The sequence below is a fragment of the Conexibacter sp. CPCC 205762 genome (assembly GCF_030646155.1).
GTDB lineage: Bacteria > Actinomycetota > Thermoleophilia > Solirubrobacterales > Solirubrobacteraceae > Conexibacter.
The window spans coordinates 48,569-72,502 of record NZ_JAUTDN010000002.1 but is presented as its reverse complement, the minus strand read 5'-3'; the positions used below and the strand labels follow the sequence as shown (position 1 = coordinate 72,502).

The window sequence follows — 23,934 nt, the reverse complement described above, 5'->3', positions numbered from 1 at the left end:
CGCCGCCCTCGTTAGCCTCGCCGCGTGGAGCCGACGCTGACGACCTCCGTGCTGCTGCCCGCCGCGCTGGCGACGATCATGATCGCGCTCGGGCTGGAGCTGACGCTCGCCGACTTCCGCCGCGTCGTGCGCCAGCCGCGCGGCGTCGCGATCGGGCTGGTGAACCTCGTCGTCGTCTCGCCGGCGCTCGCGTTCGGCGTCGCGACGCTGTTCGACCTGCCGGCCGGGCTGGCGGTCGGCCTCGTCCTGCTCGGCGCCTCGCCGGGCGGCACGATGGCCAACGTCCTCACCCACCTCGCGCGCGGCGACACCGCCCTGTCGCTGACGATGACGGCCGTCAGCAGCGTCGCGGCCGCGATCACCGTCCCCGCCTACCTCGGCCTCGCCTCCGACCACTTCGACGCCGGCGCGCTCGTCGGCGACCTCGCGATGGGCTCGATCGTCGCGCGCGTGCTGCTGCTGACGATCGTCCCCGTCGCCGTCGGGATGGCGGTGCGGGAGCGCTGGCCGCGGCGTGTCGCCGCCGCCCGCCCGTTGATCGGGCGCTTTGCCGCCGGCCTCTTCCTGCTCGTCGTCATCGGCGCGGTCGCCTCCGAGCACGACGTCGTGCTCGAGCACGCGGGCGCGATCCTCGGCGCCGTCGTCGTGCTCAACGTGACCGCGCTGGCGATCAGCTTCGCCGTCTCCAAGCTCGCCGGCCTCGACGACCGCCAGGCGACCGCGATCGCGCTCGAGCTGGGGATCCACAACGCGACGCTCGCGATCGCCGTCGGCAGCACGCTCGCGACCGAGCTGTCGGTGCCGGCGGCCGCCTACGGCGCGATCATGTTCCTCAGCGGCGGCCTCTTCGCGCGCGCGATGCACCGCCGCAACGCGGCCGTGCGGGCCGCCTGAGGCGCGCTCAGGTGGCCTTGCCGTCGCGCAGCAGCGAGAGGTTGTACTCGTGCAGGCGCTTCTGCGCGCCGGTGCGGCGCGCGAGCGGCAGCGGCGCTCTGCTCGGATCGTCGCCGCGCAGCGTTTCGAGGTAGGCGACGTCCTCGCGCAGGATCGCCGCGGCACGGGCGCTGTCGAGCGGGTCGCCGTGGCCGGGTACGACCGTGTCGGCGGCCGTCAGCAGCGGGGCGAGCCGTCTCAGCGTCGCCAGGTACTTGTCGATCGAGGCGCCCGGCGACAGCTCCGGGATCGCGTGCGAGGAGAGGTAGTCGCCGACGACCAGCACGCGCGCCCACGGGATCAGGACGGCCGTGCCGTCGGCCGTGTGGCCGTCGGCCGGGTGCAGCTGCAGCTCCTGGTCGCCGACGGCGCAGTAGCCCGGCACCGGCAGCGCCTGCACGCCCGGCAGCGACAGCGGCCGCGGCCGGTCGAGGTAGTACTCCTCGTCGAAGTCGCGCAGCTCGCGCGCGGCTCTGCCGGGCTCCGCCGTCAGCCGCGCGGCGGTCGTCTCGCCGACGCCGAGCGCGGCCTCCGGGAAGGCGTAGCCGCCGAGCAGGTGGTCCCAGTCGGCGTGCGTCGCCAGCAGCCCGCTGACCGGGAACTCGGCCTGCTCCGCGAGCGCGGGCAGGATCTCCAGCTCGTCCGGCAGGATCGGCGAGTCGATCAGGAACGCCTCGCTGCCGTTGCGGACGAGCGTCGCGGTCGTCTTCCAGATGCGGCTGGTGATGACGATGACGTCCGGGTGGACGCTGACCGCCTTCATCGCGCGCGCCTCAGCCTCAGCCGATGCCGAGCAGTCTCGCCGCCTCGCGCAGGCTGGAGACCTCCGCGTCCGGCTTCTTCTGACCGCTCTCGAGCGGCGTTCTGTCGCGGTTGACCCAGATCACGGGGACTCTGAGTCTCAGCAGCGGCTCGACGTCGGTCTTGTAGCCGGAGCTGATGTGGACCCAGCCTCTCTTGCTGCCGACGCGCCGCTCGCACTCCTTGAAGTGCGCCGGGTCGGGCTTGTACGAGCGCACCTGCTGCGCCGTCACGACGAGGTCGAAGTCGAGCGGGATGTGGCGCCGCGTCTGACCGAGGAGCTTGTCGTCGATGTTCGAGATCAGGCCCGTTCTGTACTGCTTGGCGAGTCTCGCGAGGACCGAGTTGGCCTCTCTGAACGCCGGCCAGCGCTGGACCGAGTCCGGCAGGAAGCCGGAGCGCGAGGGCTCCAGGCCCCAGCCCAGCTCCTCGGAGATTCTGACGGCGGTGCGACGCAGGACCTCGGCGTACAGCTCGTAGGAGCCGGCCTGGATCTCTTCCTGAACGGAGTGGAAGAGCGGCATCAGCTGGTCGCGTTCGATCGTGAAGCCGTCGCGCTTCGCCTCTCTGGTGAAAGCGTCGTACGCGCCCGACTCCCAGTCGATCAGGGTGCCGTAGACGTCGAACGTAACGAAAGTGACAGTTCTGGGAATGGCCATTGGCCGGCCATTATGCCTGCTCGCGGCCTATTCGCGCGTTCTGGGGGCCCATTCTGCTAATGCGGAGTAGAGTCCGCGGGCGCTATGGACCTGCTCGAATATCAGGGCAAGCAACTTTTCGCCCGACATGGAATCCCGGTCCCCACCGGGAAGCCTGCCAAGACGGTTGAAGACGCCGTCGCGGCAGCTGATGAAATTGGATACCCCTGCGTCGTCAAGGCGCAAGTGCTGATCGGTGGCCGCGGCAAGGCCGGCGGCGTCAAGCTCGCGAAGGACAGAGCGGAGGCGACGCAGTACGCCACCGACATCCTCGGGATGGACATCAAGGGCTTCACGGTCCATGAGGTCTGGATCGAGGGCGCTTCGCAGATCGCGGAGGAGTACTACGCCTCGATCGTCTTCGACCGCGCCGCCAAGGCGCCCCTCGTCATGCTCTCGACTCAGGGCGGCATGGACATCGAGGAGGTCGCGGAGAAGACGCCGGAGGCGCTCGCGAGACTGCACGTCGATCCGCTGCTCGGCTTCCAGGACTTCCACGGCCGCAAGCTGGCGTTCGCCGCCGGCATCCCGGCCGACCTGATCCGCCCCGTGGGCGCGATGCTGTCGAAGCTGTACGCGACCTTCGTCGCCGAAGAGGCGATGCTGATCGAGGTCAACCCGCTGATCATCACGGCGGACCGCGACGTCGTCGCGCTCGACGCGAAGGTCACGCTCGACGGCAACTCGCTCTACCGGCATCCGCAGAACGCGGAGCTGCGCGATCCCTCCGCCGAGGACCCGCAGGAGCAGATGGCGCACGAGCGCGGCCTCACGTACGTGAAGCTCGACGGCGACATCGGCATCCTCGGCAACGGCGCCGGGCTCGTGATGTCGACGCTCGACGTCGTCGGCCTCGCCGGCGGCTCGGCCGCGAACTTCCTCGACGCCGGCGGCGGCTCGAAGTCCGACGCGATCGTCAGCGCCGTCGAGGTGATCCTCTCCGACCCGAAGGTCAGAGCGGTCCTCTTCAACATCTTCGGCGGCATCACGCGCTGCGACGAGGTCGCGAAGGGCCTGATCGAGGCGTACGGGATCATCAACCCGACCGTGCCGTTCGTCGTCCGCCTCGACGGCACCAACGACGTCGAGGGGCGCAAGCTGCTGGCCGACGCGAACCTGCCGAACGTCGCGACCGCGACGACGATGAACGAGGCGGCCGAGAAGGTCGTCGCGCTCGCCAAGACCGGAGTTGCCGCATGAGCGTCCTCGTCGACAGAGAGACCCGCCTCGTCGTCACGGGCATCACCGGCCGCGAGGGCACGTTCCACGCGACCAACAACAAGAACTACGGCACCCAGGTCGTCGCCGGCGTGACGCCCGGCAAGGGCGGCCAGGACGTCAACGGCATCCCGGTCTTCAACACCGTCGCGGAGTCGGTCGACAAGGCCGGCGCCAACACGGCGATGATCTTCGTGCCGCCGCGCTTCGCCGCCGACTCGATCCTCGAGGCGGCCGACGCCGGCATCAGACTGATCGTCGCGATCACCGAGGGCATCCCGGCGCACGACGAGCTGCGCGTCTACACGCAGCTCAAGCGCAACCCGGACGTCCGCCTCGTCGGCCCCAACTGCCCGGGCATCCTGTCGCCGGGCAAGGCGAGCGTCGGCATCATCCCGGCGTCGTTCTTCAAGCAGGGCAACGTCGGCGTCGTCTCGCGCTCCGGCACGCTGACCTACCAGATCGGCAACGAGCTGGCGCAGCGCGGCTTCGGCAACTCCTCGATCGTCGGCATCGGCGGCGACCCGGTCCCGGGCTCGTCGTTCATCGACGTGATCGAGCTGTTCCAGAACGATCCCGAGACCGAGCTGATCGTGATGTCGGGCGAGATCGGCGGCTCCGCCGAGGAGGAGGCGGCCGAGTACATCGCCGCCAACGTCACGAAGCCGGTCGTCGCCTACATCGCCGGCTTCACGGCGCCTGAGGGCAAGACGATGGGCCACGCCGGCGCGATCGTCTCCGGCACGGCCGGCACCGCGAGAGCGAAGGCCGAGGCGCTGGAGGCGAAGGGCGTCCGCGTCGGCAGAACGCCGACCGAGACGGCCGAGCTCGCGATGGAGATCCTCGGGAAGTAACCGCCGGGAAGATTCGCAGCAGGTCCCGCGGCGCCCTGAGACGGGCGCCGCGTCGTTAATCGCGTACCCTCCGGGGATGGCCTCCGAACCCGCTCCGATCTCCTTCGCGCGCGGCGCTCCGTCGCTCGACATCATCGACGTCGAGGGCCTCCGCGCCGCCGCTGACGCCGCTTTCACGGCCGACCCCGCCGGGACGTTCTCGTACGGCACGTCGATCGGCTACAGACCTCTGCGCGCGTGGATCGCGGAGAAGCACGGCGTCGCCCCGGAGAACGTGATCGTCACGAACGGGTCGATGCAGGCCGACGCGTTCCTGTTCGAGGCGCTCGTGGAGCCCGATGACGTCGTGATCGTCGAGCGGCCGACCTACGACCGCACGCTGCTGTCGCTGCGCTCGCGCGGCGGCGACCTGCGCCCGGTCGCGCTGCACGAGGACGGCGTCGACGTCGCCGGCATCGAGGCGCTGCTGGCCGACGGCGTCAAGCCGCAGCTGGCGCACCTGATCCCGAACTTCCAGAACCCCGCCGGTTACACGCTGTCGCTGGAGAAGCGCCAGGCGCTCGTCGCGCTCGCCAAGCAGCACGGCTTCCTGATCTTCGAGGACGACCCGTACGTCGAGCTGCGCTTCAGCGGCGAGACGCTGCCGACGATGCTGTCGCTGGCCGAGGACGACCAGGTCGTCTACGCCTCCTCGTTCTCCAAGACGGTCTGCCCTGGCATCCGCGTCGGCTACCTGGTCGGCCCGGAGAAGCTGATCGCGCGGATCGCGAAGCTGGCGACCAACACCTACATCTCGCCGAACATGGTGGCGCAGTCGATCGTCAACCAGTTCTGCCGCAACGGCTCCTACGAGCGCTCGATCGAGACCGTCAAGGTCGCGCTGAAGGAGCGCGCCGAGGCGCTCGGCAACGCGCTCTCCGCGCAGCTGCCGGAGGCGAGGTTCGTCGCGCCGGAGGGCGGCTACTTCCTCTGGGTCGAGATGCCCGAGGGCTTCGACGCCGATGCGCTCTTCAAGGCGGCGGGCGACCGCGGCGTCGCGATCGTGAAAGGCACCGACTTCCTCATCGAGGGCGGCGAGAACGCCTTCCGCCTCGCCTACTCGGGCGTGAACGTGGCGCAGATCGAGGAGGGCGTCGGCCGCCTCGCCGACGCCGTCAAGTCGCTGCCGGTCGGCTAGGAGCGACGCGGCTTCGCGCGCGCGGCGGGCGTCCACGCCCGCCGCAGCTGCTCGACCGTCTCCGGCCGCTCCGGCCGGGCGAACAGGAAGCCCTGCGCGAGGTCGCAGCCGAGCGCCTGCGAGATGCGCGCCTGCTCGTCGGTCTCGACGCCCTCCGCGACGACGTCGATCGCGAGCGCGTCGGCCATGCCGACGATCGCGCGCACGATCGCGCTCGCGCGGCCGTCGTCCTCGGCGTCGGCCGCGCCGCCGAGCGCGTCGATGAACGAGCGGTCGATCTTCAGCACGTCGATCGGCAGCTGCTGCAGGTAGCCGAGCGACGAGTAGCCGATGCCGAAGTCGTCGAGCAGGATCTCGAAGCCGAGCGCCTTCAGCTCGCGCAGCATGTCGGACGCGAGCAGCGTGTTCTCGATCACCGACGACTCGGTGATCTCCAGCGCGATGTCGTGCGCGGTCGCGCCCGTGTCGGCGAGGATCCGCACGACCGTGTCGACGAAGTTCGTCTGGCTCAGCTGGCGCGCGGCGAGGTTGACGTGGATCGGCAGCGGCGCCTCCGCGCCGAGCCGTCCGCGCCAGGCGACCGCCTGCGCGCACGCCTCGCGCAGCACGTACTCGCCGATCTTGACGATCAGCCCGCTCTCCTCCGCGATCGGCAGGAAGGCGCCGGGGCTGAGCGTGCCGCGCTCCGGGTGGTCCCAGCGCACGAGCGCCTCGACCGAGCGCATCCCGCCGGTCCGCAGCGAGACGACCGGCTGGTAGACGAGCCGCAGCTCGCGCGCGTCGAGCGCCTGGTGCAGCTCCCGCTCGACGCGCAGGCGCGCGTCGAGCCGCGCGCGCAGCCGCTCGTCGAACAGCTCCGTGCGCGAGCGGCCCAGCTCCTTGGCGCGGTACATCGCCGCGTCGGCGTCGCGCAGCAGCTCCTCCGGCGTCGCCTCGCGCCCGCGCGCGACCGCGACGCCGACGCTGGTGCTGAGCACGAGCGACTCGCTGCCGAGGTCGCCGCCGTCGCCGCCCAGCTCGCACGGCACGCTCAGCGCGGCGTGCAGCGAGTTGGCGACGCGCAGCGCGTCGCGCTCGTCGTTCAGCTCCTCGCAGAGGACGGCGAACTCGTCGCCGCCGAAGCGCGCGACCGTGTCGCTGGCGCGGACGGCGGTCCGCAGCCGCTGCGCGACCTCGCGCAGGAGCGCGTCGCCGGCGCGATGGCCGAGGGTGTCGTTGACGAGCTTGAAGCGGTCGACGTCGAGGAACAGGACGGCCGTCTGAGTGCCGCGGCGGCGGGCGCGCGTGAGCGCGAGCCCGAGGCGGTCCTCGAAGAGGACGCGGTTGGGCAGGCCGGTGAGGGCGTCGTGGAGCGTCTGGTGGACGATCCGCTCGCGTGCCGCGACCCGCTCGGCGACCCGTTCGAGATGGCCGGCGACGTGGTTGGAGAGGCGCGCCAGCGCCGGGTCGGGGCGGCGCGTCGCGGAGGCGCGCAGCTCCAGCACCGCCAGCACGCGCTCGCCGAGCAGGACCGGGAAGGCGAAGCCGTTGCGGGTCCAGACCGCCTCGCCGTCCTCCCGCGCGCGCTCGTGCAGGCCGTCGGGCGGCGGGACGAGCGCGGGCACCGCGGCGTCGAACAGCTCGGCGCCGGCGTCTATCAGCGGCTCGTCGGCACCGTCGGCGATCCAGCTGCGGCCGACCGTCCAGCAGCCGTGGCGGCGCAGCGCCTCGACGGCGGCGTCGAGCGCGTCCTCCAGCGTGCGGGCGCCGTTGGCGGCGGCGGCGATCGCCTCCAGCAGCTCCAGCTCCTGCTGACGCGCGGCCAGCGCGGCGGTCGTCTCCTGCGCCACCCGTTCGGCCTCGGCGCGCGCCTCGCGCTCGCGCGCGACCTCGGCGCGCAGACGGACCAGCTCCTCGTCGGGAGCGAGCAGCCGATGAACGGCCGGCGCGGGGGCAGGGCGCGGGGTGTCGGTTCCGTCCGACATCTCCGCCGAGAAGATCGGCAGCTGTCCGTCAGCGTTCAGTCAAAACGCTTTAGTTGGCGCGTCAGCGCTCAGCGGCCGTAGCGATCCCGGCCCAGCACGAGCTGCTCGGCGGGGATCGCGGTGCGCGGCGGCGGCGACGGATCGGCTCTGACGGTGACCGTCTCGGCGACCGTGCGCGTGAGCGTGTGCTGCGCGCCATCGGCGGCGGTGATCGTCACGTGCTCGTCGTCGCTGGCGGAGAGCGTGCCCTCCAGGCCCGGGCCGACGCCGGCGTCCATCAGGTAGTGGAGGACGTCCTCGGCCTCGTTCTCCAGCCGCAGCACGCTGACGCTGGCGCCGATCTCGCAGTCGGCCAGCGGGACGCCGGAGACGCGCTCGCCGACCTTGATCGGATGGCCGTGCGGGCAGGTCTTCGCGTCGCCGACGGAGGCGCGCACGTACGCCTCGAAGCGCGGCGTCATCGCGTGCTCCAGCCGCTCTGCCTCCTCGTGCACGTCGTCCCACGGGACGCCGACGACGTCGGTCAGGAAGCGCTCGATCAGGCGGTGGCGGGAGGTGACCTCCTCGGCCTCGCGGCGGCCCTCGTCGGTGAACGAGATCGACTTGTCTCTGGCGCGCGTGATGTAGCCGTCGCGCTCCAGCCGGCCGATCATCTCGTGGACCGTCGGCGCCGACAGCTGCATCGCGCGGGCGAGGTTGGCGCCGGTCATCGGCAGGTTCGCCTCGAACAGCCAGAAGAGCATCTGGAGGTACTCCTCCTCGGCGACCGTGACGTGCTCGTGGCTCATGACGACCAGGTTAATGGGTTAGGCTCGCCGCGTGGAGGTCGGCGCAGGCACACGCGCACTCGTGACGGGCGCGTCGAGCGGGATCGGGGAGGCGCTCGCGCGCGCGCTGGCCGCGCGCGGCGCGACGGTCGGCCTGGCGGCGCGCTCGGCCGGCGAGCTGGAGCGGCTGGCGCGCGAGCTGCCCGGCTCCGGTCACCTCCCGCTGCCCTGCGACGTCGCCTCGCGCGAGGCGATCGAGGCGGCGGTGGCGCAGTTCGTCGCCGAGGCCGGCGGGCTTGAGCTGGTGGTCGCCAACGCCGGCGTCGCCCACTACGGCCCGTTCCGCGCGCTGACGCCGGAGCTGGTCGAGCGGATGACGGCGGTCAACTGGCTCGGCACCGTCTGGACGGTGCGCGCGGCGCTGGAGCCGATGGTCGCAGCCGGCCGCGGCCACGTCGTGATCGTCTCCTCCGGCGCGGCGATGCGCTCCTTCCCCGACGCCGCCGTCTACGGCGCGACGAAGGCCGCCCAGCGCGCCTTCGGCGAGGCGCTGCGGCACGAGCTGGCCGGCACCGGCGTCGGCCTCACGCTCGTCTACCCGGGCGAGATCGCCACCCACCTGCACGATCACGAGAAGGCGACGATGCCGCCCTGGTACCACGGCGGCGACAGAGCGGCCTCGCCCGACCGGCTCGCCGACGCGGTCCTCGCCGCCGTCGCCGCCGACCGCCGCGCCGTCGCCTACCCGAAGCTCGTCGGCCTGCTCGGCATCGTCCACGGCCTCTCCCCCGCGCTCGCCGACATGGTCCTCCGCCGCCTCCGCGGCAGCGCCGCCGCGCCGCGGCGCTGAGCCGTCAGTCTCTCGCCGCGTCGCGGCGGGATTCCATGTTCGCGAGCTGCTTCTCGGCGAGCGCGATCAGCTCGCGCGTCGCCGGCGAGAGGTGGGCGTCGCGGCGGGAGATGAAGGCGAAGGTCTCGTGCAGCGGCGGGTCGAAGGAGGCGACGCCGAGAGCGCTCGGGAGGGCGCCGCGGCGGAGCGAGATCGAGCGGGAGATGATCGTGTCGCCGAGGCCGCGGGCGGCGAGGTCGAGCGCGTTGGCGACCTCCTCGACCTCGACCGCGGTCTGCAGCTTGACGCCGGCGCGCTGGGCGCGCTCGAACAGCGCGCGGCGGGTCGGGTCCTCCCAGCCCCAGCGGGCGTCGTAGAGGATCAGCGGCACGTCGGCGAGCGCCTCGACCGCGACCGGTCTCGCGATCCGCTCGGCGTCGGCGCTGACCCACACCAGCTCGTCCTCCATCGCCGGGCGCACGTCGAGGCCGGCGTCGTCGATCGGCAGCACGATCAGGCCGGCCTCGATCCGCCCCTCGCGCACCTCGTCGGCGACCTCGGAGGAGTTCAGCCCGACGATCCGCAGATGGACGTCGGGGTGGCGGCGGCGGAAGGCGGCCGCGACGTTGCCGATCAGCCAGGTCGGCGCGTCGCCGAAGGTGCCGAAGGTCGCCGTGCCCGCTCTCAGCTCGCGCACGTCGGCGACCGAGGAGGTGGCGCGCTCGGCCGCCGCCAGCGTCCGCTCCGCCTCCGGCCGCAGCGCGCGGCCGGCCTCGGTCAGCACCAGTCTGCGCCCCGCGCGCACGAACAGCGCGACGCCCAGCTCCGACTCCAGCCGACGGATCTGCTCCGACAGCGACGGCTGCGCCATGTAGAGCGCGTCGGCCGCGGCGCTGAAGGTGCCGTGCTGGATCGTCGCGAGGAAGTACTGGAGCTGCTGCAGTGTCATAGGGAAATCCTTGGCATGCCGAAGTACATCAAGGGTAACGCGATGGCCGCCGCAGGCCTACTTTAGGTTGCGTGAACGTTTCTCCGCAGATCAGCCGCGAGCGCCAGGGCCTGCTCCTGTGCATCGTCGCCGCGCTCGGCTTCGGCTCGATGGCGGTGCTCGCCAAGCTCGCGTACGCCGCCGGCGCCAGCGTCCTGACGCTGATGTCGGTCCGCTTCGCGGTCGGCGCCGGGCTGCTGTGGATCATCGCCGCCCACCGCGGCGTCGCGCGCGCCGACAAGCGCTCGGCGCTCGCCGCGCTCGCGCTCGGCCTCTTCCTCTACAGCGCCGAGTCCGGCCTCTACGCCTCCGCGCTGACGCGGATCGACGCCTCGCTCGGCGAGCTGCTGATGTTCTCCTACCCGGCGATCGTCGTCGTCGCGGCGATCGCGCTGCGGCGCGAGCCGCCGTCGCGCCGCCGCCTCGGCGCGGTCGCGATAGCGACGGCCGGCGTCGTGCTGACGCTCGCCGGCGGCGCGACCGGCGCGATCGACCCCGTCGGCGTCGGGCTCGCGCTCGCCGCCGCCGCGATCTACGCGACCTACGTGCTGAGCGCCGACGCGCTCGGCGGCCGCATGCACCCGCTCACCTTCGCCGCGCTGATCTGCAGCGGCGCCGCGATCGCCTTCGCCGCCGCCGGCACGACGACCGGCACGATCCATCTCGGCGCGCTGCACTGGCAGGCGTGGCTGTGGATCGTCGTGATCGCGATCGGCTCGACGACGATCGGCATGAGCGCCTTCGTCGCCGGCGTCGAACGGCTCGGCCCCAGCCGCGCCTCGATCATGTCGGCGCTCGACCCGCTCGTCGCGATGACGCTGGCGGGGATCGTCTTCGGCGAGCAGCTGAGCCCGATCCAGCTCGTCGGCGCGATGCTCGTGATCGGCGCGGTCGTGATCCTGCAGGTGCCGGTGCGCCGACGTCTCGCTCGCCGCCGCGCCGCGCTGCCGATAGCATCGCGCGACCGTGGCGCTTCCGCTTGCCCCGCCCCTCAGCCCTCAGCTGGCTCGCTCGCGCTCGTCACTTCCGAGCGGAGCTGACTGGGCCTTCGAGCCGAAGTTCGACGGCTTCCGCGCGCTCGTCTTCGTCGACGGCGACGCGGTCGAGATCCTCTCCCGCGGCGGCAGACCGCTGGAGCGCTACTTCCCCGAGCTGAGCTTCCCGGCCGGCCGCTACGTCGTCGACGGCGAGATCGTCATCGACGACGCGCACGGCGGCCAGGACTTCGACCTGCTGTCGCAGCGGATCCACCCGGCGGCGTCGCGGATCGAGAAGCTCTCGCTCGAGACGCCGGCCCACTTCATCGCGTTCGACCTGCTCGCCGATGGCGACGAGCTGCTGCTGGAGCGGCCGTTCGAGCAGCGCCGCGAGGCGCTCGTCGCGCTCGCGCAGCGGCTCGGCGGCGAGACGCCGCTGGACCCGACGCCGCTCGTGCGCACGGCGGAGGAGGCGGAGCCGTGGCTGCGCACCGCCGAAGGCGTGATCGCGAAGGAGCTGGCGGCGCCGTACCGCCCCGGCGACCGCGCGGGGATGGCGAAGATCAAGCGCGTCCGCACGATCGACGCGGTGCTCGTCGGCTGGCGCCCCGGCAAGGAGCCGGAGACGGTCGGCTCGCTGATCCTCGGCCTCTACGACGACGACGGCAGACTGCGCGTCGTCGGCCACACCTCGGGCCTGAAGGCGGCCGAGAGACGCGAGCTGGTCGGCAGACTGGCGCCGTACGAGAGCGGCGAGCGCGGCTCCGCCGACCCCAGCCGCTGGAAGAACGACAAGGACCTCGAATGGGTCGGGCTGCGACCGGAGCTGGTCGTCGAGGTCAGCTTCGACCACGTCGCCGGCGGACGCATCCGCCACGGCGCCAGGCTGAGACGGTGGCGCGATGACAAGCCGCCCGCCGAGTGCCTGCTGGCGCAGCTCGACGAGGCGTGAAGATCTCGTCACCGGTGTCCTGAGCGCGTGCGACGAGCCGTAGGATCGGGAGCGTGAACGCGCCCTCGCGCCAGCAGCCGCGCCGTCTGCTGGCCGCCGTGGGCGCGCTGGCGGCCGGCACGCTCGCGCTCGCGGCGCCGCCGAGCGCCTCCGCCGGCGAGCCCGCGATGCGCACCGCGTCCGTCAGCGGCGGCGCCGACCCGGCGCTCGCGTACGACCTGGCGGCGGCGCAGGTCGCGCTCGACCCACCGGCCGGGACGCTGACCGTGAGCGTCGACCTGCACACGGCGCTGCCGCAGCCGCCGCCGGGCGGGCAGAGCGCCGTCACGCTGACGCTCGCCGCCGCGGCCGAGCGGGTCGCGGGCGACGCCGGCGGCACCCAGTGCAGCCCGACCGCGCCCGGCCTCACCGCCGGCGACGCGACCGTGCGGCTCGCCGCCACGCCGGCTGGCTCGCAAGGCGCGCCGGGCGAGGCCGATCCCGGCGGATCCGGCGACCCGGGCGCGCGCGGCGGCAGCGGCGACGGCGGCGGTCCCGGCGACGAGCCGCCGGCCGAGCTGACCGCGACGGCGACGATCGCGCCGGACCCGCTGCCGCGCAGCCGGCCGGCGACGCTGTCGGCCGATCGCAGACGGCTGACGCTGACGCTCTCCGACACGCTGCTGGAGGGCGCCGCGCCGCGCTGTCTCGTCGTGCGCTCGCACGGCCTCGCAGACGGCGCCCCCGCGGAGGCCGGCGCCGACGAGCAGCTGAGCGCCTGGTTCGACGGCCAGGCGCCGCCGGGCCCGAACCCGGACCCGCCGTCGGACCCGAGACCGCACCCAGGAGCGAGAGACCCACCGCCGAGCGGCGCCACGCCGGGTGTCGACACGCCGCCGCAGTCGCTGCGCCGCTGCGACCGCCGCCAGCCGGCCGGCCTGACGTGGGATCCCTTCCCGCGCGAGCTGGCCGTCGGCGGCACCGCGCTCGTTCCGGTGCAGGCGCGCGACGGGCGCGACGTGCGCGCGGTCGTCGCGTCGCTGACGACCTTCGCCGGCAGCCGCAAGGTGGGCGCGCCGCTGCTGGTCGCGCTGCCGCCGCGCGGCTACGCGCTGAAGCTGCAGGCGCCGCCCCAGCGCGGCCGCCTCGACGCGCAGCTGACGTGGCAGGAGCAGCGCGACAGAAGCAGCTGCGCCGACAAGTCGCGCAGCTTCCGGATCGCCGTCGTCCCACCGCGCGCGCCGCGGCTGACGATCGCCGGCACGCCACGGCGGCTGGCCTTCTCATGGGGCCTGAAGGGCCGCGACTGCCACGCGCTGCTGGCGCGCGGGCTGCGGCTGCGGGTCGAGGGCTTCGGCCAGCGCCGCGCCTTCCGCGTCGCGACGCCCTGCGACGGCTGGGAGGATCCCGGCGCCGCACTGCCCGACCTCGCCGTCGAACGTGACGGGCAGAAGCTGCTGCTGAGTCCGCTCGGCGACGAGCCCGGTCTGTGGCAGTACCGCGTCAGCGCCTTCGCGAGCGGTCGCACGCTGCTGCGCCGCACGCTGTCCGTCGAGATCGCGCAGCGCGGCGACGCCGTCGTGCGCACGATCACGCTGCAGCACGGCTAATCCTCCCGGCTTCACACCTCTTTTCTGTATTGTCGCCGCGACAACAGCGACGGACAGGGGGATTCGCGTGCCGCTGAAGCGTTACGGAGTGCTGCGTGGGAGCGCTGTCGACCGGCGGCTCGCCTCCGGCAGCAACGGCCATTACCAGGTGCACGTCGTCGACGAGACGAGCGACTGGCGGGTCGCCGTCAACGTCGAGTCGGCACTCGCGCCGTCGGAGCTGAGATACGTCGTCGTGAGCGACTTCGCGCATCCGCTGCTGAACGACCTGGCCGCGCTTCCCCGCGGCTGGAGCGACCTGGCGTCGAGCGCCGGCGGCGCCGCGCTCGACTTCATCCGCGCGAACCTCTTCGACACGGACGCGATGCGCGTGCTGCCGTTCGACCTGCCGGGCCCCGACAACGACCTCAACGAGAAGCTCGACCACTACGTCGGCCGCGCCGTCGGTGACGAGCAGGCGACCGTCTACGCCTTCGGCGAGCGCTGGGGCCCCGAGCCCGGCAGAAAGGACAAGGTCTTCGGCTTCCTGCCCGGCAACGGCGTCCACGACATCCACATGAACCAGGGCAACGTCGGCAGCTTCACCGCCGACGACGGCGTCTGGCAGGACGGTGCGCTGCTGCTGCACTTCCCGAGACCGGAGCAGTGGGTCGGCATCTTCCTCGCCTTCCAGTCGCAGGGCTGGCACACCGACGACGCGACCGGTCACACGATCGGCGGCGGCGCGCCGGGCGGCGGCGGTGGCGGTGGCGACGTCCCCGCGCCGCACGACGGCACGATCCGGATCGTCGCGGCGCTCGTCAACGCGCTCGACTCGCCCGAGCGCGAGTTCGCGACGCTGCTGAACACGACCGCAGCCGCGCTCGAGCTCGACGGCTGGACGCTCGCCGACCGCGACCGGCACCGCCAGTCGCTGCACGGCCGGATCGCGCCCGGCGAGACATTGCGGATCGCGCTGCAGCCACCGCTCGTGCTGCCCGACAGAGGCGGCCTGCTGACGCTGCTCGACCCGGCCGGGCTGAAGGTCGACGGCGTCGCCTACAGCGGCGCGCAGGCGAGCGAGCCGGGCCGCACGCTCGTCTTCTGAGCGACGACCGCGCGCACGTCGGCGGCAATGCAAAGCCTTCGGCGGATGGCGCGTCGGCACCCTTACGGTGAAAGGCAACGGAGTTCGGACGTGCCAATATCCTGAAGAATGGTGGATCAAAGTTACTGATCGCTCGCCGATCTCCTGACCATTTTCAAGTTCTTCGCCGGACAGTCGATACCACTCGTGGTTACAACCACAGACACTCGGGAGGTGTCGGTATGCAGTTCCCCTCGTCGCGGCGCGTGCGTGCGCTGCTGGCGCTCGGTCCATTGGTCGGTCTCTCATGGCTCGGCGCCTACGCGGCCTTCACCGATTCGGTCGACGTGACGACCAGCTTCTCGACCGGCTCGATCCTGATCAGAGCGAACGACCAGACCGGAACCGTCGCGCTCACCTCGCTGTCGATGTCCGGCGTGATCCCCGGCGCGGTGAGATACGCCCCGCTGAGAATCACCAACAGCGGCACCTCGGACTTCAACTATTCGATGACGACCGCGACGACCGGCAGCGCGCCGCTCGCGGCGGCTCTCACGATCGGCATCCGCGTCGTGCCGAGCGCGACCTGCACGGCGACCGAATACAACGCTTCGACGACGACGCTCCACACCGAGGCCGCCGGGCTCGGCAGTGCCGCCATCGCGTCCCGCCCGCTCGCCGCCGGCGCATCCGAGTTCCTCTGTTACAAGGTCACGCTCCCGAGCGCCGCCTCGAACGCGCTCCAGGGCCTGACGTCGAATGCGACCTTCACCTTCAGCGCCACGACCTGAGCACGGGCTGCTGTCGCACCTGCCGGGGCGCCAGCACGCCCCGGCGGATCTGCGCGTCAGACCGCAGCGCGCTCCATGGGAGCTGCGCAAGACGTTCCTGCGCACGATCAGCTGGCTGCTGGCGCTGTTCGGCGCCCTCTGCCTCGGCCTGACCGCGTGGGGGATCGCCGTCGGCGCGACGCCGCTGATCGTCAAGACCGGCTCGATGCGGCCCAAGTTCCCGGTCGGCACGGTCGTGATCGTGCGGCCGGAGGCGGCGACGAGCGTCGGGGTCGGCGACGTGGTCGCGATCCGCCGCAGCGACGGCAAGCGGATCATGCACCGCGTCAGATCGATCAGAGCGGCCGGCGGCGGCGCGGTCACGTTCGTCGTCAAGGGCGATCGCAACAGAGCGGACGACCCGCCGCTGACGACGACGCGGGTCGAGGCGCCGATCTTCGCGGTGCCGTGGCTGGCTGCGCCGATCAACTGGTTCAAGAACCCCTGGATGCAGTACTGGCTCGGCGTGCTGACGGGCGCCGTCGCGCTCGGCTGGCTGCTGGAGCGGCGGCGCAGAGGGAGCGGCGCCCAGGCGCCGGCGCAGGAGGCGTCCTGAGCGCGCTGCCGGCACGGAGGTCGCGAGCGGCCGCCCTCGCGGTGGGGCTCTGCTGCGCGCTCTTGGCGTGGGCGGCCGCTCCCGCGCTGGCCGCGTTCGTCGGCAGCGTGCTGGCGGAATCGAGCTTCGCGTCCTACACCGTGCCAGCGCCCGGCAACGTCAGATGCACCGGCCTCGGAGTGCTGAGAGGCCAGATCGTCCTGGACCCCGTGACGCCGCCCAGCGGCGCGACCATCTCCTACGACATCACCCAGCCCGACGGCAGAGTCGTCAACTCGGCCGCGACCTCCTACTCGCTGCCGGCCGTCTCGCTGATAGGCAGCTACGTCGTGCAGGCGAGACTGTCGGCCGGCGGCTGGAGATCGGCCGGAGTGACGATCAACGTCACCAACGTCGCCGGCGTCTACATATGCGCCTGATGCGCGTTCCGTAGGATCCGCGGCCGAGATGGCCGCACCCGTGCTCGTCGCCCCCGCCCCCTTCCGCAGCGCCGGCCTGCGCGCGACCCAGGTCGCCGCCGCGCTCGGCCGCGGCCTGGAGGCCGGCGGCTGGGAGGTCGACCTCTGCCCGCTCGCCGACGGCGGCGCCGGCACGCTGGAAGTGCTGCTGCCGGCGCTGGCCGGCGAGACGGCCGCGGTCGAGGTCGGCGGCAGACGCGTCGGGATCGGGCTGATCGAGGACGGCGGGACGGCGATCGTGGAGCTTGGGAGCGTGCTGCCGGGCGACGGCGAGGGCGGCTCCAGCGCTCCCGCCGGCGAGCTGCTGCTGGCGGCCGCGCAGAGCGGCGCCGAGGTGCTGCTGGTCGGCGCCGGCGACGTCCGCTGCGATGACGGCGGCGAGGGGATGATCGAGGCGATCGCCTCCGGCGGCGGGATCGCGCCGCGTCTCGTCGTGCTCTGCGACGTGCGCACGCCGGCGCGCGGGATCGGCTGGGGCGCGGCCGGCGACGGGATCGCGGCCGCGCTGGCGGAGGCCTGCGACGCGAAGCTGGAGTCGGGCGCGAGCTTCGTGCTCGACGTGCTCGACGGCGACGCGCGCATGCGGGCGGCGCACGCGGTGATCGTCGGCGAGGGGCTGCTCGACCTGCGCACGCTCGCCGGCAAGGCGCCGGGCGAGCTGGCGACGCGCGCGCGTCAGAGCGGCGTGCCCTGCTTCGCCGTCGTCGGCGGGCGCACGCTCGACCCGTTCGGCGGCCGCATCCTCGACCTGCAGGCCGTGCTGGAGGCGCCGACGCTCGCGGCGATCGAGGCGGCCGGCGGCGAGCTGGCGAGACTGGTCTGAGACCGCTTCGCGACTGGCCCGACCGCCGCTCGCGGGATACGCTGCGCGGCCATGGGGCTCTTCAAGCGCAAGCCGAATCCGGACAAGGAGCTGGCGTCGGCGCTCGCGCAGCGCGGCGTCGCGGGGCGCGCGACGGTCGTCGCGATGACGGAGACCGGAGCGATCCGCGCCGAGGTCGCGAGAGAGGTCGAGTTCACGCTCGACCTCGCGCTGCCCGACGGCTCGACCGTGCGGACCGTCCACCGCCAGTTCATGAACCGCTTCACGCTCCACGGCCTCGCGCCGGGTGAGCCGGCGAGCGTCATGTACGACCGCGAGGACCCGAGAACGGTGATGGTGCAGGGCCACCCGCGCTTCCGCACCGACGTCGTCGCGGGCGAGATCGTGATCGTCGAGCTGCAGGACCTCGACGCTCCCGCCTGACGCAAGCGCGCTGTCAGCGAGGGCGCCGAGCGGCACCCGGCGGGTCGGGAGCGCTACGCTCGCCGCGTCGTGCCTCCGCTTCCCCGTCCGCAGATCCCCGTTCCACCCGCGTTGCGGCGCGCGGTCGTCGTCGGCGCCGGCTCGTTCGGCACGGCCGTCGCGGTGCTGCTCGCGCGCGGCGGGCTGCGCACGACGCTGCAGACGCGCACCGCCGCGCAGGCCGAGGAGCTGCAGCGCAGCCGCGAGAACGCGGCCTACCTGCCGGGCGTCGAGCTGCCGAAGGAGCTGCGGATCGAGCCCGCGGCGGCGGGCCTCGGGCGCGCCGAGTTCGTCTTCCTGGCGGTCCCCTCGGCGCGGCTGGAGGAGGTGATCGCCGGGCTGGAGTCGGCCGGGCTGAGCCGCCGCGCCTCGATCGTCTCGTTGACGAAGGGGCTGGTGCCGCCGGCCGGGACGGCGCCGACGGTGCTGCTGCGCGAGCGCTTCGGCGCCGAGCGGGTCGCCTGCGTCGGCGGGCCGGCGCACGCGCAGGAGATGGTGCGCGAGGGCGCGGGCCTGGTCGCCGCCGCCAGTGACGAGGCGCTCGCGAGGCTGATCGCGTCGGTCTTCATCCGCGCCGGCGTCGTCTGCGAGCAGTCCGACGACCCGGTCGGCGTCGAGCTGGCGGGAGCGGCCAAGAACGCCGCCGCGCTGGCCGCCGGCGCGACCGAGTCGCAGGGGCTGAACGCCGCCGGCGCCGCCGCCGGGCACATCTTCGCCGAGGTCTGGCGGTACGCCGAGCGTCAGGGCGCGCGGCCGGAGTCGATGATCGGCCTCGCCGGCACCGGCGACCTGGTCGCGACCGCGCTCGCGCCGCAGAGCCGCAACCGCCGCGCCGGCGAGCTGCTCGCCGAGGGCGTGCCGGCGCGCGAGATCCCGGAGCGGATCGGCCAGGCGGTCGAGGCGCTGGAGAGCGTCCCGCTGCTGGCGCAGGCGCTCGCGCGCGCGGGCGTCGAGGCGCCGGTGACGAGCGCGCTGGCGCGGCTGATCGGCGGCGAGCTGCCGCTCGGCGAGTGGGTCGCGCTGGTCCGCGCGACCGTCCCGCCCCCCGCCCGCTGGCGACCGGCGAGAGCGGTGCCGAGGGGCGCCTTCGGACGCGTCGCGACGCGCGTGCGGGGCTTGTTCAGACGCGGCGAAGACCTGCGCGACGCGCCCGAGTGAGCCGACGCCGCGCGCGGGCGCGGTGCCGTCCAGACGCGGCTCAGCGCCCCTCCGCCAGCGTCGTCACGACCGCCTCGTAGACGCCCTCGCCGTTGCGGTCCTCTGCGATGCGGACGTTGTCGCGGCCGGCGAGCGCCTCGCGCAGGGACGGGTCCTTCTCCAGCGCGTTGGCGACGAGCCAGAAGGTGCCGACGGCGGCGGCGGCGCCGAGGTCCTCGCGCGAGTCGCCGACGGCGATGCACTCGGCCGGCTCGTAGCCGCGGATCTGCATGTGGCGGGCGACGGCCGCCGCCTTGGAGGCCGTGCGGGGGACGAGGTGGTAGGCGCGCACCTGGTCGAGGTCGGCGAGCGCGGCGGAACGGGAGTGGACGGTGCCGTTGTCGACGAGGCGCAGGTGGTCATGGCCGGCCGCTCTCAGCAGCTCGTCGACCTCGAACGCGTCGACCAGCCCGCGGAAGAGATGCGAGACCTCGCGGTTGACGTGCCACGGCTCGTGGTACTCGAGCTGTCTCGGGAAGCGCTCCAGCAGCAGCGCCGGGGCGCCGCACGCGGTGATCTGGTCGTGGATCGAGAGGCCGTCGCGCGGCTCCAGGCCGCCGGTCAGCCACTCCAGCTCGCCGTCGACCACGAGCCCGGAGCCGGCCTCGAAGATGTACGCCGTCTGGCCCAGCAGGCGCGCGTCCTCTCTCACCTGCGTCTCCCGCCGGCCGGTGTAGATGACGACCTCCGCGCCGGCGCGGTGGCAGGCCTCCAGGGCGCGCACCGCGGCGGTCGAGAAGTTGCCGTCGGCGTCGCGCAGGAGCGCGGCGCCGCGGCCCAGGAGGGTGCCGTCGAGGTCGACGTAGAGGCAGCGCAGCATGCGCCGCAGTCTGACGGACGGGCCGCGAGAAGGAGCCTCCGGCGAGTTCTCGCAAGGCGTCAAGCGCTATGCGCGCAGACGCCCGACCTCGGCGCGGATCGCCGCGACGAACGCGTCGACCTCGGCCGGCTGCGTGTCCCAGGCGCACATCCAGCGCACCTCGCCGGTGTTGAAGTCCCACGTGTAGAAGCGGAATCGCTCCTGCAGCCGTCTCGTCGCCTCGGCCGGCAGCTTCGCGAAGACCGCGTTCGCCTGCGGCGCCTGCGTCAGCTCGACGCCCGGCAGGTCGCGCACGCCGTCGGCCAGCCGCGCCGCCATCGCGTTCGCGTGCGAGGCGAGCTGATGCCACAGTCTGTCCTCCAGCAGCGCGACGAACTGCGCCGCCAGGAAGCGGCCCTTCGACGCCAGCTGGAGCGACTGCTTGCGCAGGTACGGCATGCCGTCGGCGAGGCCCCTGTCCGGGTCCAGTATCACCACGGCCTCGGCGCCGAGCGCGCCGACCTTGGTCGCGCCGAACGACAGCAGGTCGACGCCGGCGTCGGTCGTGAAGGCGCGCAGCGGCACGTTCAGCGCCGCCGCCGCCATCGGCAGGCGGGCGCCGTCCATGTGCAGCAGCAGGCCCTTCGCGTGCGCGGCGTCGGCGAGCGCGCGCACCTCCTCGACGGTGTAGACGGTGCCCAGCTCGGTCGACTGGGCGATCGAGACGAGCTGCGCCTGCGCCTGGTGCTCGTCCCCGAGGCGGTCGGTCAGGCGCTCGACGTCGTCGGGCACGAGCTTGCCGTCGGGCGTCGGCGTCGTCAGCAGCTTGACGCCGCCGACCCGCTCCGGCGCGCCGGTCTCGTCCATGTTCAGGTGCGCGGTCTGCGAGCAGATCACCGCGCCCCACGGCGAGCAGGCGGCGCGCAGCGCCAGCACGTTCGCGCCGGTGCCGTTGAAGACGAAGAAGGCCTGCGCCTGCTCGCCCAGCTCGCGCTGGATCAGCTGCTCGGCCTGGTCGCTCCAGCGATCGGCCCCGTAGGCGACCGCGTGGCCGTCGTTGGCGGCCGCGACGGCGGCCACGACCTGCGGGTGGGCGCCCGCGTAGTTGTCGCTCGCGAACGTGCTCATGCGCTCGCGTAGAGCGCGAGGCGCTGGCCGTTGACCTTGCGCGCCGCGTCGCCCAGCAGGTAGGCGATCGCGGCCGCGACCTCGTCGGCGTCGGTGAAGGTCAGGAACGCCTTCTCCGGCGACTCGGCGCGCATCTTCGGCGTCACGAGCGCGTTGATCGCGACGACGTTGGCGGTCGCGCCGTTTCTGGCGGCGTTGAAGTCCTGCGCGAGCGCGTAGGTCCACGCCTCCGAGGCGGCCTTCGCCGCCGCGTAGGCGGCGTTGTCGCCGGTCGGGCGGACCGCCTGCTTGGCCGAGACGAGCACGAAGCGGCCGCGGCCGGAGGCGCTCAGCGCTGCGTGGAAGGCGCGCGAGGTGTGCTGCACCGTTCTCACCAGCAGCCCTTCGAGGAAGGCCCAGTCGTCCAGCGGCGCCTCGGCGATCGGCTTCCCGCCGCGCCAGCCGCCGACCGCGTGGACGAGCCCGTCGACGCGGCCGAAGCGCTCCTGCACCGCCGCCGCCCACGCCGAGGCGGCGGCCGGGTCGAGCAGGTCGGGCGTCGCCGCGTCGATCCGCTCGGCGGGCAGGTCGAGCTGCTCGACGAGCGCGTCGAGCTGCTCCTGCGAACGGTCGGCGAGCGCCAGCACGGCGCCCTCGTCGGCGAGCGCACGGGCGAGGATCGGCCCGAGCGAGCCGCCCGCCCCCGCGAGCGCGATCACGCGGCCTTCGAGCGGGGCGGCTGCTGATGTCATGCGGGAACGGCCTCCTTGCTGGCGTCGGCCGCGAGCTTGGCCTGCAGCGACGCGTAGAAGAGCGAGAGCGGGAACTCGTCGTCGAGCACCTCGTCCACGTACGGTCGCAGATCGGGCGCCTCCTCGAACGTGCGCGCGCTCGCGACCCAGCGCGAGCCGGCCGACGGCGAGACGTACTGCGCGACGAGGTCGTGCGCCGCCGCCCAGTGCTGCAGCTTCGTCCGCTGGATGCCGGCGCGGTAGAGCGTCTCGACCTGCTCGCGCAGCTCCAGCACGCCTGCGGCGACCTCGTCCCAGACGATCGTCAGGCGGTTGTCGGTCCAGTGCAGGCGACGGGTCGCGTGCAGGTAGCCGAACAGCAGCTGGCCGCCGAGGCCGTCGTAGTTGCGCACGCGCGGGCCGGTGACCGGGAAGCGGAAGAGGCGGTCGAAGAGGATCGCGTACTGCGCGTTGCGGGCGAAGGCGAAGCCCTCCCGCTCGAGCTTGACCGACTCGCTGAAGGCGGTCAGGTCGCAGCGCAGCTCCTCCAGCGCGTACATCCAGTACGGCATCCGCTGGCGGATCATGAACGGGTCGAACGGCAGGTCGCCGTGGCTGTGCGTGCGGTCGTGGATCAGGTCCCACAGCTCGTAGGCGTCGCGCGAGAGCTGCTCGCTCGCCAGCAGCGCGGCGGCGTCGGGCGGCAGGTTGAGCCGCAGCAGCTCGGCCGCCTGCGAGGACGTGCGGCGGAAGCGCTCGGCCTCGCGGTCGCAGAAGATGCCGCCGAAGTTGTTGACCGGCTTGCCCTTGACCGAGACCGTCTCGGGGAACAGCACGGCGCAGTCGGAGTCGTAGCCGGCGGTGTGGTCCACGAGCGTCACCGGCACGAACTTCTCGTTGTCGTAGCGGTCGCGCTCCAGCTCGGCGAGCCACTGCGGCCACGGCACGCCGACGATCAGCGCCTCGAACACTCTGTCGCGCGAGCCGTTCTGCTTGTACATCGGGAACAGCACGAGGTGCTGGACGCCGTCCTGGCGCTGCTGGTCGGGCCGGAAGGCGTCCAGCGCGACGGTGAAGTCGGGGACGCCGAAGCCGCCCTCGGCCCAGGCGCCGAGGTCCGCGACGGCGGCCGCGAGGTAGTCGGTCTGGTGCGGGAAGCGCGGCTTCAGCCCCTCGATCGCCGCGCCGATCCGCTCGACGCGGGCGCGCAGCTCCGCAGCGTCGTGCTGGGCGAGGTCGACGGTGCCGTCGGGCTGCTGCTGCAGGCGCAGCGCGTCGACCTCCGCCTTCAGCGTCTGCCAGTGCGCGTCGTCGCGCGCGTCGATCGCCTGCTGGGGCTCGGGCAGCGGCTGCGCGAAGGCGCCGGCGGCCGCCCAGTGGACGAGGTTGAGCCACAGGTCGGCGTGGTCGAGCGAGTCGATGCAGTCGTCGCCGAAGAGGTCGGAGTCGCCCAGCACGACGACGCGGCCGCGGCCGTGCTCGCTGACGGCGAGCAGCGGCGCCTGCGGCTCGGAGGCCGTCTTGGAGGTGCGCGCGACCACGCGCGCGCCGTTGGAGAGGGCGAGCGTCGTCGCGCGGTAGAAGACCGCCTGCTCGACGCGCGCGAGCAGGTCGACGCCCTCGTGGCGGGTCGCGTCGGCCAGCTCGGCGCGGATCCAGTGCGGGCTCTCGAGGTGGTGCTCGTAGTCGGAGACGGTGCGGTTCTCGATCTCGATCCCGAAGCGGCCGAGCAGCTCGTTGACGTTGTTGCCGTACTTCGCCTGCTCCTGCTCGCCGAGCACGATCAGACCGCCGCCGGCGTTCACGAACGCCTCCAGCGCGTCCAGCTCGACCGGCTCGAAGCGCGGCGAGCCGCCCGGCACGACCTGCTCCCAGGCCGGCTCGGAGGGGTGGGCGATCACGACGACGTCGGCGCGCGTGTCACGCAGCGCGTCGGCGTCGAGCGCGCCGGCCTCGTGCACGACGACGTCGAGGTCGTGCGTGCGCAGCAGCTCGGCGGCGCGGGCGTAGGAGGAGTCCTGCGGGTGCGAGGGCTGGATCGCGCGCGCGATCTCAGGGCGCACGGTCCATGCCTCCGCGTGCGCCTCGTCGAAGACGATCCGGGCCGAGGCGGGACGCTGAGACGACATCGAGGACTCCAATCGGGCAGGGGACTGCG

Annotated in this window: 24 protein-coding genes; 15 read left to right on the top strand and 9 right to left on the bottom strand. The window is 73.1% G+C overall.

Annotation, left to right across the window (positions count from 1 at the left end; genetic code table 11):
• Nucleotides 1–24 precede the first annotated feature (24 nt).
• Entirely contained in the window at nucleotides 25–894 is an 870-nt protein-coding gene (locus tag Q7L73_RS02565) for a bile acid:sodium symporter family protein (protein ID WP_304685936.1), read from the top strand.
• A gap of 7 nt (nucleotides 895–901) precedes the next feature.
• On the opposite strand, the gene Q7L73_RS02560 is transcribed toward Q7L73_RS02565, so the two are convergent.
• Nucleotides 902–1,696 carry an MBL fold metallo-hydrolase gene (locus Q7L73_RS02560; protein ID WP_304685935.1) on the bottom strand — a complete coding sequence of 265 codons (795 nt, stop codon included), beginning with the start codon at nucleotides 1,694–1,696 and terminating at the stop codon, nucleotides 902–904.
• A gap of 16 nt (nucleotides 1,697–1,712) precedes the next feature.
• Nucleotides 1,713–2,393, bottom strand: coding sequence for an HAD family hydrolase (locus Q7L73_RS02555; RefSeq protein WP_304685934.1), 681 nt, complete (start codon nucleotides 2,391–2,393; stop codon nucleotides 1,713–1,715).
• Nucleotides 2,394–2,477: 84 nt separating this feature from the next.
• On the opposite strand from Q7L73_RS02555, the gene sucC reads away from it, so the two are divergent.
• From sucC to Q7L73_RS02540, 3 genes are all read left to right on the top strand, one after another.
• Complete coding sequence (sucC, locus tag Q7L73_RS02550) at nucleotides 2,478–3,632, top strand: ADP-forming succinate--CoA ligase subunit beta (protein WP_304685933.1); 1,155 nt, start codon at nucleotides 2,478–2,480, stop codon at nucleotides 3,630–3,632.
• Entirely contained in the window at nucleotides 3,629–4,504 is an 876-nt protein-coding gene (sucD, locus tag Q7L73_RS02545) for a succinate--CoA ligase subunit alpha (protein WP_304685932.1), read from the top strand. The genes sucC and sucD overlap by 4 nt, the downstream gene beginning before the upstream one ends.
• A gap of 76 nt (nucleotides 4,505–4,580) precedes the next feature.
• A complete protein-coding gene (locus tag Q7L73_RS02540) occupies nucleotides 4,581–5,681 on the top strand; it encodes a PLP-dependent aminotransferase family protein (RefSeq protein ID WP_304685931.1) in 1,101 nt (366 codons plus the stop codon).
• Here Q7L73_RS02540 and Q7L73_RS02535 read toward each other — a convergent pair.
• The gene (locus tag Q7L73_RS02535) at nucleotides 5,678–7,645 is read right to left on the bottom strand and encodes a bifunctional diguanylate cyclase/phosphodiesterase (protein ID WP_304685930.1); all 1,968 of its coding nucleotides are present in this window, start codon (nucleotides 7,643–7,645) and stop codon (nucleotides 5,678–5,680) included. The genes Q7L73_RS02540 and Q7L73_RS02535 overlap by 4 nt on opposite strands.
• A 68-nt stretch (nucleotides 7,646–7,713) precedes the next feature.
• Nucleotides 7,714–8,433 (bottom strand): metal-dependent transcriptional regulator, encoded by a 720-nt coding sequence (locus Q7L73_RS02530; RefSeq protein WP_304685929.1) that lies wholly within the window; start codon nucleotides 8,431–8,433, stop codon nucleotides 7,714–7,716.
• Between the two features lie 31 nt (nucleotides 8,434–8,464).
• Between Q7L73_RS02530 and Q7L73_RS02525 the strand changes: the two genes are divergently transcribed.
• Nucleotides 8,465–9,262, top strand: a complete 798-nt coding sequence (locus tag Q7L73_RS02525; protein ID WP_304685928.1) for an SDR family oxidoreductase — start codon at nucleotides 8,465–8,467, stop codon at nucleotides 9,260–9,262.
• Between the two features lie 4 nt (nucleotides 9,263–9,266).
• On the opposite strand, the gene Q7L73_RS02520 is transcribed toward Q7L73_RS02525, so the two are convergent.
• Nucleotides 9,267–10,190: a LysR family transcriptional regulator gene (locus tag Q7L73_RS02520; RefSeq protein ID WP_304685927.1), complete on the bottom strand. Its 924-nt coding sequence runs from the start codon at nucleotides 10,188–10,190 to the stop codon at nucleotides 9,267–9,269.
• A gap of 71 nt (nucleotides 10,191–10,261) precedes the next feature.
• Here Q7L73_RS02520 and Q7L73_RS02515 point away from each other — a divergent pair, with 71 nt between their 5' ends.
• The 10 genes from Q7L73_RS02515 (at nucleotide 10,262) to Q7L73_RS02470 (ending at nucleotide 19,100) form a co-directional block, all read left to right on the top strand.
• On the top strand, nucleotides 10,262–11,269 hold the full coding sequence (locus tag Q7L73_RS02515; RefSeq protein WP_304685926.1) for a DMT family transporter: 1,008 nt from the start codon (nucleotides 10,262–10,264) through the stop codon (nucleotides 11,267–11,269).
• Nucleotides 11,196–12,158 carry an ATP-dependent DNA ligase gene (locus Q7L73_RS02510; RefSeq protein WP_304685925.1) on the top strand — a complete coding sequence of 321 codons (963 nt, stop codon included), beginning with the start codon at nucleotides 11,196–11,198 and terminating at the stop codon, nucleotides 12,156–12,158. The genes Q7L73_RS02515 and Q7L73_RS02510 overlap by 74 nt, the downstream gene beginning before the upstream one ends.
• A 53-nt stretch (nucleotides 12,159–12,211) precedes the next feature.
• Entirely contained in the window at nucleotides 12,212–13,747 is a 1,536-nt protein-coding gene (locus Q7L73_RS02505) for a hypothetical protein (RefSeq protein ID WP_304685924.1), read from the top strand.
• 67 nt (nucleotides 13,748–13,814) lie between these two features.
• Entirely contained in the window at nucleotides 13,815–14,834 is a 1,020-nt protein-coding gene (locus Q7L73_RS02500; protein ID WP_304685923.1) for a DUF2278 family protein, read from the top strand.
• Between the two features lie 221 nt (nucleotides 14,835–15,055).
• Complete coding sequence (locus tag Q7L73_RS02495) at nucleotides 15,056–15,604, top strand: hypothetical protein (RefSeq protein WP_304685922.1); 549 nt, start codon at nucleotides 15,056–15,058, stop codon at nucleotides 15,602–15,604.
• A complete protein-coding gene (locus Q7L73_RS02490; protein ID WP_304685921.1) occupies nucleotides 15,573–16,199 on the top strand; it encodes a signal peptidase I in 627 nt (208 codons plus the stop codon). Before Q7L73_RS02495 ends, Q7L73_RS02490 begins: the two co-directional genes overlap by 32 nt.
• Nucleotides 16,200–16,261: 62 nt before the next feature.
• Nucleotides 16,262–16,618 (top strand): hypothetical protein, encoded by a 357-nt coding sequence (locus Q7L73_RS02485; RefSeq protein WP_304685920.1) that lies wholly within the window; start codon nucleotides 16,262–16,264, stop codon nucleotides 16,616–16,618.
• A 28-nt stretch (nucleotides 16,619–16,646) separates the two neighbouring features.
• The gene (locus Q7L73_RS02480) at nucleotides 16,647–17,480 is read left to right on the top strand and encodes a glycerate kinase (protein ID WP_304685918.1); all 834 of its coding nucleotides are present in this window, start codon (nucleotides 16,647–16,649) and stop codon (nucleotides 17,478–17,480) included.
• A gap of 51 nt (nucleotides 17,481–17,531) precedes the next feature.
• Complete coding sequence (locus Q7L73_RS02475) at nucleotides 17,532–17,903, top strand: hypothetical protein (RefSeq protein WP_304685913.1); 372 nt, start codon at nucleotides 17,532–17,534, stop codon at nucleotides 17,901–17,903.
• A gap of 69 nt (nucleotides 17,904–17,972) precedes the next feature.
• A complete protein-coding gene (locus Q7L73_RS02470; RefSeq protein ID WP_304685910.1) occupies nucleotides 17,973–19,100 on the top strand; it encodes an NAD(P)H-dependent glycerol-3-phosphate dehydrogenase in 1,128 nt (375 codons plus the stop codon).
• Between the two features lie 40 nt (nucleotides 19,101–19,140).
• Here the strand turns inward: Q7L73_RS02470 and Q7L73_RS02465 are convergent, their stop codons facing one another.
• The 4 genes from Q7L73_RS02465 to Q7L73_RS02450 all read right to left on the bottom strand — a co-directional run bounded on the left by Q7L73_RS02465 (nucleotide 19,141) and on the right by Q7L73_RS02450 (nucleotide 23,905).
• On the bottom strand, nucleotides 19,141–19,959 hold the full coding sequence (locus Q7L73_RS02465) for an HAD family hydrolase (RefSeq protein ID WP_304685906.1): 819 nt from the start codon (nucleotides 19,957–19,959) through the stop codon (nucleotides 19,141–19,143).
• A gap of 66 nt (nucleotides 19,960–20,025) precedes the next feature.
• A complete protein-coding gene (locus tag Q7L73_RS02460; RefSeq protein ID WP_304685900.1) occupies nucleotides 20,026–21,066 on the bottom strand; it encodes a low specificity L-threonine aldolase in 1,041 nt (346 codons plus the stop codon).
• Entirely contained in the window at nucleotides 21,063–21,797 is a 735-nt protein-coding gene (locus Q7L73_RS02455) for an SDR family oxidoreductase (protein ID WP_304685889.1), read from the bottom strand. The genes Q7L73_RS02460 and Q7L73_RS02455 overlap by 4 nt, the downstream gene beginning before the upstream one ends.
• Nucleotides 21,794–23,905, bottom strand: coding sequence for a DUF6421 family protein (locus Q7L73_RS02450; protein ID WP_304685885.1), 2,112 nt, complete (start codon nucleotides 23,903–23,905; stop codon nucleotides 21,794–21,796). Before Q7L73_RS02450 ends, Q7L73_RS02455 begins: the two co-directional genes overlap by 4 nt.
• Nucleotides 23,906–23,934 lie beyond the last annotated feature (29 nt).